Raw genomic sequence first — 11,808 nt, 5'->3', positions numbered from 1 at the left:
CAAGTCGGGGAGAGGTGCTGTGCGCACTGCCAATATTCGTGAGGCCAAAAAGCACTTGTCGCGTTTGATCGAGCGGGCGGCCCGAGGCGAGCCTTTTGTCATCGTCAAGGCCGGCAAGCCCTTGGTGAAGGTTGTGGCCCTCGACGCGCCCTCGCTGCATGAGGCGCGCCGGGTCGGCTTCATGGCCGGTCAGTTCAAGGTACCCGATGACTTCGACCGCATGGCGAAAAGAGAATCGAACGGATGTTCGGTAGTGACGCGTGAAGCTTCTGCTCGACACCCATCTTCTCCTCTGGGCGGCGGGCGAACCTGCAGTCGCGGGGTGAGGGTAGCGCGGGCGCGCAAGTAGCAGTGCGTGCTGAGCGATGGGTCGGAATGGTGGAGCTGAGGGGAATCGAACCCCTGACCTCATCATTGCGAACGATGCGCTCTCCCAACTGAGCTACAGCCCCGCTCCGACGCAAGGGGCTATAGCGAAAAGCGCGTGGGGAGAACAGCCCCTTTTTTCGTTGGTCACGCTCAGATGAGCTTTTGGGCGATGAGGCTGCGCACGCTTTCGGCGACCGCTTCGCGGCCGGGGATCAGCGGGTGGTCGAGAAGGGCGATGGTGTCGCGCGAGTCGAGGCGCTTCAAGATGCCGAGCTCGCCGGTATTGCCGCGCACGTCCGCATCGAAGAGGGCGTAGAGGCGCACCAGCCAGTCGGGCATGGTCAAGCGCGGGACTTTTGCTGCGCGGTCGGGGGCGGTGGCGCGGGCAATGTCGGCGATCTCGGAAAGGAACATGGTGCGATCGCCGATGGGAAAGCGCCGGCCGCCGGCGGCGGGGTCGGTCATGGCTTTGACATGAGCTTGCGCGACGTCGCGTACGTCGACAATGGTCAGGGGAATGCGGGGCGTCGCGGGGGTCGAGCCGTCGAAAAGCCGCGTGAGGAGCGCGGCGGAGGTGCCGGGGTCCTCGTCGAGCAGCGGGCCGAGGATGGCGCTCGGATTGACGACGGCGAGGTCCTTCTCGCGTCCCGCCGCGCGCATGATCTTCCAGGCGCGGCGCTCGGCGCGGGTCTTGGATTCGATATAGGCGTTGACGTTGCGGCCTTCGAGGTCGGTCCAGTCGGCGGCGGTGAAGGGCGCGGTGCGGGACTTGTCGTGGCCATAGGCGATGGCGGCCATGGAGGAGGTGAGGACGACCCGCTCGACACCGGCGGCGAGCGCCGCCTCGAGGGCGCGCTTGGTGCCGGCGACGGCCGGGCCGATAAGCTCCATCCTGTCGCGCGGCATCTTGGTGACGAAGGGCGAGGCGGTGTGCTGGAGGTAGCGGCACTCCTCGGCTGCTGCGCGCCAGCCGTCGTCGCGGGTGAGGTCGAGCTCGACGAATTCGAGCCGGCCGATATCGGCGCCGTGGCGGGCGAGGGTGTCGCGAACCTTGCCGGCCTTGCCGCTGTTGCGCACACTGCCGCGTACGGTATAGCCGGCTTTAAGGAGCTCAAGGGCGACATGGCCGCCGAGGAAGCCGGATATGCCGGTGAGAAGGACGCGATCGGTCATTGCATGGCCTCCTTGGAGTAGCTTTCTTGAGAATTGAACGATATATACGAATATCGTTCAATTAGTTCAATGGTGCGAGAAGCAACAATGTCGAATGCCCTCAAGGACCGAGCCGGCGAGAAGCGCGAGCGGATCATCGATGCGGCGCGGGTACTGTTCCTGCGCCAGGGTTTGCGGGCAACGACGATGGAAGCGATCGCGCGCGAGGCGGGCATCGCCAAGCCGACGCTCTATGTGCAGTTCTCGGACAAGGACGCGGTGTTCATGGCCATCCTTGAAAAGCTGGTGACGGCCAAGATCGCGGCCTTCGAAACCGGCATTGCCGGTGAGGGAACGGCAACTACACGGGTCGGCCGGGCCCTTGCCGGGATGTACGGTGTGCTGGCTGCTGCGCTCGAGGGATCAGCGCACGCCGAGGAACTGTTCAGCGCGCACAAGCGCGGCGCGAGCCTTTCTGCCGATGCCGACAGCCGCATTGCCGGGCGGCTCGCCGAAGAGCTGCGGATGGCGGGCGCGGCCGACCCCGAACGCCTCACCCGGCTGCTGCTCGATGCGGCCTACGGTCTTGCCAGCAAGGCCATCGCCAGCGAAGCGCTGGGCGCGGACCTGAAGCTGCTTGCCGAGCGGTTGATCGGCCCGGCCTTGCCGGGCGATCAGGACTAGTGCTCGGCTGATGCCGATCCAGGTTACCCGGGGACAAAATCCGCAGAGGCGGTGTTCAGACCGGCGATGAGTTGCTAAGGGCTTGAGCCTTTTCGAGTCATTGCCAATCCGATGCCGCCTGCACTTGCCCGCTATATTTCCCGTCACGAACCGCGCGCCAGCTGGCGAGTGCATCTCAAATCAACCGCCGGGGCGGCCCTGGGGGTGACGCTGGTCGGCGGCGTCTCGGCCTGGTCGGGCTTGCCACTGCTGATGGCGCCGCTGGGGCCGACGGCGCTGGTGATGTTCGCGCAGCCGCACAGTGCCTCGGCCCAGCCCGTCCCGATCTTTGCCGGCTATTTCATCGGCGCGGTATTCGCCAGCATCATGGAGGTGGCGTTTCCCGGCGCCTGGTGGGCGGCAACGCTCGCTGTCGGCCTCGTCATGCTGATCATGCTGACGGCGCGGGTGACGCATCCCCCGGCGGCGGCCGTGCCACTCGTCGTCTATTCCAGCCCGATCGCGCCGCAGGTGCTGTTCGTGGTCATGCTCGCGGCCTGCATCCTGCTCACCGGACTGGCCATCGTCTGGCACCGCACCTCGCCACGCATCAGCTATCCGCTCTGGCAGGGGCTGGAGCCTTAGCCGCCAAGGGCGGCACGTAGCTCATCGATCAGGCGAGCGTCGTCCCAGTAGTTGGCCCGCAGCCATTCGGACGCTTCGTCCAGATCGCTCGCATGTGCCGGGACCCAGCCGATGCGCAAGGCGGTGCCGTGGCGTCCGGGCATGCTGGAGTACATCGCTGCCATCGCCTCGAAGACACGCTTGGAATGCCCGTAGGTGTTGACGGTCATCCCCGCCCCCTTGGGCGCCGCCCAGTCGGAGGATGCCAGCACCACATTGGCGAGCCCGGCGCCGTGGCATGCCTGCAGCAGGCGGGCGGCATTAGCGACGGCTTGCCAATGAACGGCGTCGGGGGCGTCCGGATCGGGGTTGGTTGCCAGGTGCACCAGCGCATCGACGCTGACGAGCGCCCGAGCAATGTCGCATTCCGCGTAGTCGAGCGTTGCCAGGTCGGCAGCGATGTCCGCTCCCGGGCGGAAGTCGAGGCCGATGCTGCCGGGGAATGCCTGCGTCACCTTACGGCCGACGGTTCCCATCGATCCGGTGACGAGCAGCTTCATTATCCTGGATCATCTGGTCCTGGCGCTGGCGCAGAGCGTAGAGGCGCGTTGAGGTGTCGGGTTCGGCATTGGCCAGCGTGAGCAGGTCGCCTTTCCTCACCGCCGTCTTGACCCTACCGCCTTCGAGCAGGCCCACCGGGATGGCGTTGGTCTGGCGCGCCTCGCCGGCGGTCATGGTGAAGGAGCGGTAGCAGGTCTCGCCGATGGCATCGAGTGCTTCACCGGGTGCGAGGTCACGCTTGGCGACGGCGCAGACTTCGGCGACGGGCTCGGAGAGCGGCACCATGTCGGGCTTGCCGTAGAGCATGATGCGCGCGCAGGTCAGCGGGACCTCGAGGCTGGTCAAATGGTAGGGGCGAAAGAATGCGTAGTAGGGCCCGTGGCCGATATGGAGGTCGTCCATGCGCTCTATGATGCGCGGATGCTCGGCCTTGACGATGACGAAGACGCCCGGCGCTACGCCCTTGCCGATGGTGAAATCGACGACGCCCATTCTGTTGAGGATGCCTCCGTCCGCCTTCGGGATCAGGACCTTGGCCATGTCGTCGCGGTCGGCTTTGGGTCCGTGCATGCCCGGCACGTCCGGCACCAGGCCGGTGGCGTTGGCGATGGCGGCCATCTCGACCATGGTCTTGGAGCCGTCGACGAACTCGACCAGCATCCGCGGGTTCATGTTGCGCCGCTCGGCTTCCTCGCGATAGTCGTCGGGCACGGCGTCGTGGCGCAGGGGATTGTTCTTGCCCTTGCCGGCGGCAACGATGGGCAGGCCGAGGGCCGAGACGAACTCGATCAATTCCATGCAGGAGGACGGCTCGTCGCCGGCTCCGACGGTATAGACGACGCCTAGCCGGTCGGCTTCTTTCTTCAAATAGCGGCCGATGGTGACGTCCGCCTCGACGTTCATCATCACCACATGCTTGCCGTTCTCCATGGCCGTCAGGTCATAATCGGCCGCGACACCCGGCTTGCCGGTCGCATCGATCACGATGTCGAGCTGCGGCGTTGCAACGAGGGTTTCGGCGCTGACGATGGCGATCTTTCCCGCTTCGATGGCGGCGCCCGCCCGGTCAGGGGTTTCAGCTTCCTTGCCGCGCGCGTCCTCGCCATAGGCGATGCGGATGGCTTCGCGCGCCGTATGCGGGCGGCGGGTGGCGATGGCGGCGATCTCGATGCCCTCCATCAGCGAACCCTGGGTGACGAGATCCGTGCCCATCTCGCCCGAGCCGATCACCCCCACCCTGATGGTCTTGCCGCTGTCGGCACGCGCGGCAAGGTCGCGGGCAAGTCCGGTCAGGGTGATGTTGGTCATAGGTGGCATCCGCTCGCAGTTGCGGCTCACTAGCATCCACCAGGGTCCATGGAAACCACCGGCAGCGATATTGGACGGCTACCACCTCCCAAGTAACGGCCGCTCACGCCCGGCTGGCTTAGCACTTCTTAAAGGGTTGGCGTGGAAACTGCCGACGGGGAAAATCTCCGGGGGCTTTCCATCGTCATGGCCAGAACAGCCAGCAAACGCATTGCGCTGCCCGCAGTCGTCGATCTCGATTCGCTCGATGGCATCCGCGACGGGTTGATCGACGCGCTCGATGTGGGCGCGGTCACCGTCGATGCCGGCGCGGTCGAGCGGCTGGCAACCAATGCGCTCTTCATGCTGATGAGCGCGGCCGAGACGGCAAAGCAGCACAATTTCGCGTTCTCCATCGAGGCGCCGAGCGCCGTAATGCTTGCGGCCGTGGATCGGCTGGGCCTCGACGGACACTTTCAAGGATTGATCAGACGATGACCGGTTTGCGCGTTCTCACAGTCGACGATTCCCGCACGATCCTCGCGATGCTGCACCACACGCTCTCGAATGCGGGTTTCAAGGTGCTGCAGGCCGAGGACGGCAAGCAGGGCCTCGAGGTCCTGAAAAGCGAGAGCGTCGATGTGGTCATCACCGACATCAACATGCCGGTCATGGACGGCATCGAGTTCATCAAGAACGTGCGGGCCAGCGGCCACTACCAGAGCCTGCCGATTCTGATCCTGACAACCGAGACCAGCCAGGACAAGCGCGACCAGGGCAAGGCCGCGGGCGGTACCGGTTGGATCGTCAAGCCTTTCGATCCGGATAAACTGATCAGCGTCATCCACCGCGTCGTGCACTAGAGCGCGATGCGCTTCCCCAATTTTGTTGTCGCGGGATGTTTCGCGGAAAAACCGGTTCCGATCCTGGATCAAGTCCACGACAGGCTTTTCCGGATCCCGCTCCAGGCGGCCTCGGCCAAGACCAAACCAGAAGGTTTGAGCAAGACTTAGAATGAGCGAACTCGACGACTTCAAGGCCACCTATTTCGACGAATGCACCGAGCTTCTGACCGAGCTCGAGGAGCAGTTCGCCGCCATCGAGGCGGGCGAGCGCGATGCCGAGCGGCTGAACGCGGTGTTCCGGGCGATCCATTCGATCAAGGGTGGCGCCGGTGCCTTCGGGTTTACCGGCCTGGTGGGCTTTGCCCATGCCTATGAGACGCTGCTCGACCATGTGCGCGACGGGCGCGTCGAGATGAGCGACGATGTGGTGGCGCTTTCGATCCGCGCCAACGACATCGTGGCCGACTACGTCAACGCCGCCCGGTCCGGCGACACGCTGCCGCCCGACTACGGCGCCCACGAGAAGAGCCGGTTCGACGCCCTCTGCCGCGGCGAAGCGGTCGACGCCGAGGCGGGCGAGGACGGGGGCGAGCCGATGGACGACTTCGACATCGACTTTACGCCCGTGCGCGTCGAGCTCGAGGCGGCCGAGGGCGCCGCGGAGGAGGACGATGCGTTCGAGGCGCCGCCCTTTGCAGCGCCTGCCGGCCACTGGGAACTCCGCTTCACTCCGCACCAGGCGCTCTATGCACGCGCCAACGATCCGCTGCTGCTCTTTCGCGAGCTCGCCGCGCTCGGCGAGATCACGGTACGTCCCGTCATCTCGGATATCCCTGGCCTTGCCGATTTCGAGCCGTTCGGGGTCTATTGCAGCTGGGAGATCACTCTTGTTGCGCCGTCGCTGACCGAGGCGCAGATCCGCGAGGTCTTCGAGTTCGTCGAGGGCGATTGCGACATCGTCATCACCGGGCTTGGCGCGAGCGCGCCGGCTGCCGCCGCGCCCGACCCTGCCGATGTGGAAGAGCCCGAACCCGCTGTCCGCACGCCGGATTTTCTTGCGCTTGCCGAAGACGAGATCGAGACCCGCGGGACGAGCACGTCTCCCGCAGCCGAAACCGTGCCGCAGGCCGATGCAGAACTCGCTTCGGGCGACAGCTTCTCAACGCCGCCGGCGCCGAGCTTTGCCGAACTTGCCGAGACCATTAAGCCGGTTCAGGCACCGGTTGCGGTGCGCCCGGCTCCCGAGGCTGTGGTGCCTGCCGCTCCGGCGATACCTCCTTCCAGCAATGATGACGGCGAGCGGCGCGGCGGCGGCGTGCAGTCAATCCGCGTCGACCTCGACAAGGTTGACCGGGTGGTCAACATGGTGGGCGAACTCGTGATCACCCAGTCGATGCTGACCCAGCAGATGGACGAGACCCTGCGGGCCCGCTACACGGAGCTCGTGCGCGGCCTCGAGGTTCTGGCGCAGACGACCAGGGGCCTGCAGGACTCGGTCATGGCCATCCGCGCCCAGCCGGTGAAGTCCGTGTTCTCTCGCATGCCGCGGCTCGTGCGCGAGCTCGCCACCAAGACCGGCAAGAAGATCAAGCTGGAGACGATCGGCGAGAACACCGAGATCGACAAGACGGTCATCGAGCAGCTCTCGGATCCCTTGACGCACATGATCCGCAACTCGGCCGACCACGGCATCGAAACGCCGGAAAAGCGCCTTGCCGCCGGCAAGCCCGATACCGGCACCATCCGTCTCTCGGCCGAGCAGGCGGGCGGCAATATCCTGATCGTCATCGAGGACGACGGGGCCGGCATCAACCGCGAGAAGGTGCTGCAGGTTGCCCGCGACAAGGGGATCGTCGCCCCCGATATCCAGCCGACCGACGAGCAGATCGATCAGCTGATCTTCGCGCCGGGGTTCTCGACCGCCGAGGCGGTCAGCGACATCTCCGGGCGCGGAGTGGGCATGGACGTGGTCCTGTCCAACATCAAGAAGATCGGCGGCTCGGTGCATGTGCGTTCCCGGCCGGGCAGGGGGACACGCATGACGCTGCGCCTGCCGCTCACCCTTGCGGTGCTCGACGTGATGCTGGTGCGGGTCTCGGGCAGCCCTTATGTGGTGCCGCTCTCCTCGATCGTTGAAACCATCCAGTGCTCGCGCGCGCCCTTCGAGCGGGTGCCGAGCGGCGGGCGCGTGCTGCAGGTCCGGGGCGAATACGTACAGGTCATCGACCTCGCACAACGCTTTGCCCTGCCGACCGAGGCCGATCCCGACAGCCAGATGCTGGTATTATGCGAGGCCGAGGGCGGCTCGAAGGTCGCGATCATCGTCGATGACATCATCGGCCAGCAGCAGGTCGTGATCAAATCCCTCGAAGAAAATTACGAGCGAGTCGAAGGCATTGCTGGCGGCACGATCCTGGGCGACGGCAATGTCGCGCTGATCGTAGACGTGCAGGGCCTCAAGACCACGCTCCATCACAAGAACGCGGCCTGACCGGCCGACGGAACAAAAACGCAAGCGCCGCCCAGAAAGGGCGGGGAAAGGCCAGAAAATGGAAGTCCTCGGACTGCGCGACGACGTGACGGACAGGGCCGCTATGGTCGCCCAGAATACGCTGCAACTCATCGCCTTCTCGATCGGTGAGCAGACCTATGGGGTCGAGATCACCACGGTGCGCGAGATCCGTGCCTGGAACGGAGCGACGCCCCTGCCCAACACGCGTGAATATGTGCGCGGGGTCATTAACCTGCGCGGTACGATCGTGCCGATTTTCGACCTTCGGGCCCGCTTCGGCGACGGCCAGACTTCGCCGACCAAGAACCACGTCGTCGTGGTCATGAGCGTCGGGGACAAATGGGTCGGCATCCTCGTCGACGCGGTCAGCGATATCCTGACCGTTTCGCGCGACGACATCCACGCCGTGCCCGAGGGCAACTCGATCGACACCGAGCTCCTCAACGGCATCGTCACCCATGACGGGCGCATGGTCGGCCTCATCGATCTCTATTCGATCGTTTCGGGCGCCAAGCTCGATGGCTGATGGGGTTTGAATGCCGCTGAAAACAAAAAGGGCGCCTTGCGGCGCCCTTTTTCGTTCCGGAATGGCGGCTGCCGATCAGAAGAGCTCGGCTTCCCCATGGCGGGAATGGGCGGCGATGCCCGAGAGCGCGGGCACACGCAACTCGTCGAGTGTCAGGCTCGACCAGATCTCGTCATAGACCGAATCCGGGGCGGTCGGCGGCAGGAGGGCGAACTGGCGGACGGCCAGCGCCAGGTTCTGGCAGCGCTGCTCGATGCGATCCTGGCCCTGTAGGGCAACGATGATCATCTCGACGGCCTGCTTGCGCGCCTCGCCGGCATCGACATCATCGTCGGCGAGAAGAGCCAGCGCATCGGCGATGCCTTCGAGCATACAGGCCGTCTGGCGCGCCGTCTCGTCGAGTTCACGTGCAAGCTTTTGTAACGACATCCAGAAATTCCCGAGCCCCAGTTCCCGTTCACCTTATCGACCCATATCTAAAACACTCCTTGCCGGCCAAGGAATGAAACTGCGCCATGGCGCGCGTGGTTAGCGTTTCCCTAACCGGTTCTGCCTACACTCGCCCAATAAGTTCGGTGAGGTTACGAATTCCATACATGACTTCCGCGAAATCTTTGCCGCCCGAGTTCGATCGCGGCGTGGTGACAACTGTGCATCAAGGCGACTGCTACGTATCGAGCGATGTGGATCTCACCTATTCGACGGTTCTTGGGTCATGCATTTCGGCCTGCGTGCGCGACCGCGCGGCCAATGTCGGGGGCATGAACCATTTCCTGCTCGCCGAGCAGTCAGGCTCGGCCAAGGACCGCTATGGGGCGTCGGCCCGCTACGGCGCCTTCGCCATGGAACAGCTCATCAACAAGGTGCTGACCAGCGGCACCGGCCGCAAGGCCAATCTCGAGATCAAGGTGTTCGGCGGCGGCAAGATCAATGCGTCGCTCGACGACGTTGGTGCCAAGAACATCGAATTCATCCGCGAGTTCCTCAAGGCCGAAGGCTATAGCCTCTCCAGCGAAGACCTCGGCGGCACCTTCGCGCGCCGGGTGCTGTTCAAGCCGCATTCGGGCCGAGCCTTCGTCAAGCGCCTCGACAGCGCGGTCGGTGCCAGCATCGCCCAGGAGGAACTGGCGATCGCCGGCAGGCGGACGGCCGTACCGCCAGTCGATGACATCGAACTGTTCTAGATGTTCGGCTGCCAAAGTCTTTACGCAAAATAAGCGATGGGGCGGTCACTATCGAAAAAGACAAAGGGCGGTCCAGGAAGGGCCGCGAAACCGGGGGCAATCGATGGAACAGGGGGAAATCTCCCTTAGCGAACGCGAGTTCGCGCGGGTCAAGGCCAGAGTCTATGCGGCGGCCGGCATCTCTTTGAGCGATGCCAAGCGCACGCTGGTCATCTCGCGTCTCTCCAAGATCGTGCGGACCCTCGGCCTCAAGAGCTTCGACGACTATCTCGACCATCTCGAGCGGGTTGGCTCACCCGAGGATGCGCAGAACTTCGTCAATGCGCTCACCACGAACCTCACGCGGTTCTATCGCGAGGATCACCATTTCGATCACCTGCGCGGTCACGTCGAGCGCATCATTGCGCAAAAGCCGCGCGGCACGCGCCTGCGCATCTGGTCGGCGGGGTGCTCGACGGGCCAGGAGCCCTATACCATCGGGCTCGACCTGATCGCCGCATTCCCGGAACTGAAGCGCTGGGACTTCCGCATTCTTGCCACCGATATCGACACCGCTGTTCTCGGCAAGGCGGCGCGCGGGGTCTATCCGGAATCCGAACTCAATGGGCTCACGCGCGAGCGCGCGAGCCTCCTCGAGCGCGCCGACAACGGTACCATTCGGGTGCCGGTGGGCGTACGCGAGCTCATTTCCTTTAAGCCGCTCAACCTCATCGCCGGCGCTTGGCCGATGAAGGGGCCGTTCGACGCCGTCTTCTGCCGGAACGTTGCCATCTATTTCGACAAGCCGACCCAGGGAGCGCTGTTTTCGCGCCTCGCCGCGATGCTGGCGCCAGAGGCCTTCCTCTATATCGGGCATTCGGAAAACCTCGGGAGCGGCGCCGACGGCTTCCGGCTGGTCGGCAAGACCATCTACCAGTTGCGTGCGAAGGAAAAGCGGGTGGCAGCATGAGCATCAGGGTTCTCGTCGTCGACGATTCGGCGCTCATCCGCGAGGTCCTGTCGCGCACCCTCGTGCGGGACGGCGACATAACGGTGGTGGGCACCGCCACAGATCCAATCGAGGCGCGCGAGAAGATCAGGACCCTCGATCCCGATGTCGTCACCCTCGATATCGAAATGCCCAACATGAACGGGCTCGCCTTCCTCGACAAGCTGATGCGCCTGCGCCCGACGCCCGTCATCATGGTCTCGACATTGACCAAGAAGGGCGCGAGCGAGACGCTCCTTGCTCTCGAGCTCGGCGCGGTCGATTTCGTCGCCAAGCCCGGCGCGGACCTGTCGGGCGGCATCGAGGCCTTTGCGGCGGGGCTGCGCGACAAGGTGCGGGCGGCGGCGCGCTCGGACGTGCGCGGCCGGGCCGGCCGGGTCGAGGCGCCCAAGGTCGCGGTGCGCACCGCCGCGGCGCCGGCGGGGGCGGTCATCGCCATCGGGGCTTCGACCGGCGGGGTCGAGGCCATCCGGGCCGTGCTTTCGGATATGCCGGTCGATTGTCCGCCGATCCTCATCGCCCAGCATATGCCGGCCGGGTTCACCTCGCGGTTCGCCGCGCGGCTCGACGAACTGTCGGCCGTCACTGTCGTCGAGGCCGAAGACCGGCTGCCGCTTCAGGTCGGCCATGCCTATGTGGCGCGCGGCGACTATCACCTGCGTATCGAGCGCTCCTCGGGCCAGCTCAAGTGCCGGCTCGGCCAGGACGACCCCGCCTCCGGCCACCGGCCGAGCGTCGACGTTCTCTTTGAATCGGTGGCGCGCACCATAGGACCGATGGCGGTGGGCGCGATCCTCACCGGCATGGGCAGGGACGGCGCGCGGGGGTTGAAGCTGATGCGCCAGGCGGGGGCTTATACCGTCGGGCAGAGCCAGGCCTCGGCCCTCGTCTACGGCATGCCGCGGGTCGCGTTCGAAGAGGGTGCGGTCGTCGAGCAGGCGCCGCTCGAGGCCATTGCGGCGCGCCTGGCAAACGCGCTCTCGCGCCTCAGAAGCGCGGCGTAGCTGGAGTTTGGCGTCCGGCGCAATACCCCTGATCCAATTGAGGTATTGGTAACGGATTTTGCCTAAGTTGAGCCACAATTTGCCGGACGCGGA

14 protein-coding genes and 1 tRNA gene are annotated in these 11,808 nt (G+C 65.1%); 10 read left to right on the top strand and 5 right to left on the bottom strand.

What is annotated here, in order from left to right:
- Window positions 1-19 precede the first annotated feature (19 nt).
- Window positions 20-349, top strand: a complete 330-nt coding sequence (locus QQK18_RS07575) for a type II toxin-antitoxin system Phd/YefM family antitoxin (protein WP_379994888.1) — start codon at window positions 20-22, stop codon at window positions 347-349.
- A gap of 27 nt (window positions 350-376) precedes the next feature.
- Here QQK18_RS07575 and QQK18_RS07570 read toward each other — a convergent pair.
- Together QQK18_RS07570 and QQK18_RS07565 are read right to left on the bottom strand one after the other, a co-directional pair.
- Window positions 377-452 (bottom strand) — tRNA-Ala (locus QQK18_RS07570).
- 67 nt (window positions 453-519) lie between these two features.
- Window positions 520-1,542, bottom strand: a complete 1,023-nt coding sequence (locus QQK18_RS07565) for an NAD-dependent epimerase/dehydratase family protein (protein WP_284339695.1) — start codon at window positions 1,540-1,542, stop codon at window positions 520-522.
- Between the two features lie 87 nt (window positions 1,543-1,629).
- On the opposite strand from QQK18_RS07565, the gene QQK18_RS07560 reads away from it, so the two are divergent.
- Together QQK18_RS07560 and QQK18_RS07555 are read left to right on the top strand one after the other, a co-directional pair.
- Window positions 1,630-2,205, top strand: a complete 576-nt coding sequence (locus QQK18_RS07560; RefSeq protein ID WP_284339694.1) for a TetR/AcrR family transcriptional regulator — start codon at window positions 1,630-1,632, stop codon at window positions 2,203-2,205.
- 111 nt (window positions 2,206-2,316) lie between these two features.
- On the top strand, window positions 2,317-2,829 hold the full coding sequence (locus QQK18_RS07555; protein ID WP_431307853.1) for an HPP family protein: 513 nt from the start codon (window positions 2,317-2,319) through the stop codon (window positions 2,827-2,829).
- On the opposite strand, the gene QQK18_RS07550 is transcribed toward QQK18_RS07555, so the two are convergent.
- Window positions 2,826-3,368 (bottom strand): NAD-dependent epimerase/dehydratase family protein, encoded by a 543-nt coding sequence (locus QQK18_RS07550; RefSeq protein ID WP_284339692.1) that lies wholly within the window; start codon window positions 3,366-3,368, stop codon window positions 2,826-2,828. The genes QQK18_RS07555 and QQK18_RS07550 overlap by 4 nt on opposite strands.
- Window positions 3,325-4,677 (bottom strand): NAD(P)H-dependent oxidoreductase, encoded by a 1,353-nt coding sequence (locus QQK18_RS07545; RefSeq protein ID WP_284339691.1) that lies wholly within the window; start codon window positions 4,675-4,677, stop codon window positions 3,325-3,327. The genes QQK18_RS07550 and QQK18_RS07545 overlap by 44 nt, the downstream gene beginning before the upstream one ends.
- A gap of 186 nt (window positions 4,678-4,863) precedes the next feature.
- Here QQK18_RS07545 and QQK18_RS07540 point away from each other — a divergent pair, with 186 nt between their 5' ends.
- The 4 genes from QQK18_RS07540 to QQK18_RS07525 all read left to right on the top strand — a co-directional run bounded on the left by QQK18_RS07540 (window position 4,864) and on the right by QQK18_RS07525 (window position 8,539).
- Entirely contained in the window at window positions 4,864-5,154 is a 291-nt protein-coding gene (locus tag QQK18_RS07540) for an STAS domain-containing protein (protein ID WP_284339690.1), read from the top strand.
- Window positions 5,151-5,519 (top strand): response regulator, encoded by a 369-nt coding sequence (locus QQK18_RS07535; protein ID WP_284339689.1) that lies wholly within the window; start codon window positions 5,151-5,153, stop codon window positions 5,517-5,519. The genes QQK18_RS07540 and QQK18_RS07535 overlap by 4 nt, the downstream gene beginning before the upstream one ends.
- A 151-nt stretch (window positions 5,520-5,670) precedes the next feature.
- Window positions 5,671-7,992, top strand: coding sequence for a chemotaxis protein CheA (locus tag QQK18_RS07530; protein WP_284339688.1), 2,322 nt, complete (start codon window positions 5,671-5,673; stop codon window positions 7,990-7,992).
- Window positions 7,993-8,050: 58 nt separating this feature from the next.
- On the top strand, window positions 8,051-8,539 hold the full coding sequence (locus QQK18_RS07525) for a chemotaxis protein CheW (RefSeq protein WP_284339687.1): 489 nt from the start codon (window positions 8,051-8,053) through the stop codon (window positions 8,537-8,539).
- 75 nt (window positions 8,540-8,614) lie between these two features.
- Here QQK18_RS07525 and QQK18_RS07520 read toward each other — a convergent pair whose 3' ends face one another.
- Complete coding sequence (locus tag QQK18_RS07520) at window positions 8,615-8,968, bottom strand: hypothetical protein (RefSeq protein WP_284339686.1); 354 nt, start codon at window positions 8,966-8,968, stop codon at window positions 8,615-8,617.
- Window positions 8,969-9,135: 167 nt separating this feature from the next.
- On the opposite strand from QQK18_RS07520, the gene QQK18_RS07515 reads away from it, so the two are divergent.
- The 3 genes from QQK18_RS07515 to QQK18_RS07505 all read left to right on the top strand — a co-directional run bounded on the left by QQK18_RS07515 (window position 9,136) and on the right by QQK18_RS07505 (window position 11,715).
- Window positions 9,136-9,723, top strand: a complete 588-nt coding sequence (locus tag QQK18_RS07515) for a chemoreceptor glutamine deamidase CheD (RefSeq protein ID WP_284339685.1) — start codon at window positions 9,136-9,138, stop codon at window positions 9,721-9,723.
- A gap of 103 nt (window positions 9,724-9,826) precedes the next feature.
- Window positions 9,827-10,672, top strand: a complete 846-nt coding sequence (locus QQK18_RS07510) for a CheR family methyltransferase (protein WP_284339684.1) — start codon at window positions 9,827-9,829, stop codon at window positions 10,670-10,672.
- Window positions 10,669-11,715: a protein-glutamate methylesterase/protein-glutamine glutaminase gene (locus QQK18_RS07505; protein ID WP_284339683.1), complete on the top strand. Its 1,047-nt coding sequence runs from the start codon at window positions 10,669-10,671 to the stop codon at window positions 11,713-11,715. The genes QQK18_RS07510 and QQK18_RS07505 overlap by 4 nt, the downstream gene beginning before the upstream one ends.
- The last annotated feature ends 93 nt before the right edge of the window (window positions 11,716-11,808 follow it).

The sequence above is a fragment of the Devosia nitrariae genome, assembly GCF_030160115.1.
GTDB classification, from domain to species: domain Bacteria; phylum Pseudomonadota; class Alphaproteobacteria; order Rhizobiales; family Devosiaceae; genus Devosia; species Devosia nitrariae.
This window is presented reverse-complemented; position numbering and strand designations above follow the sequence as displayed.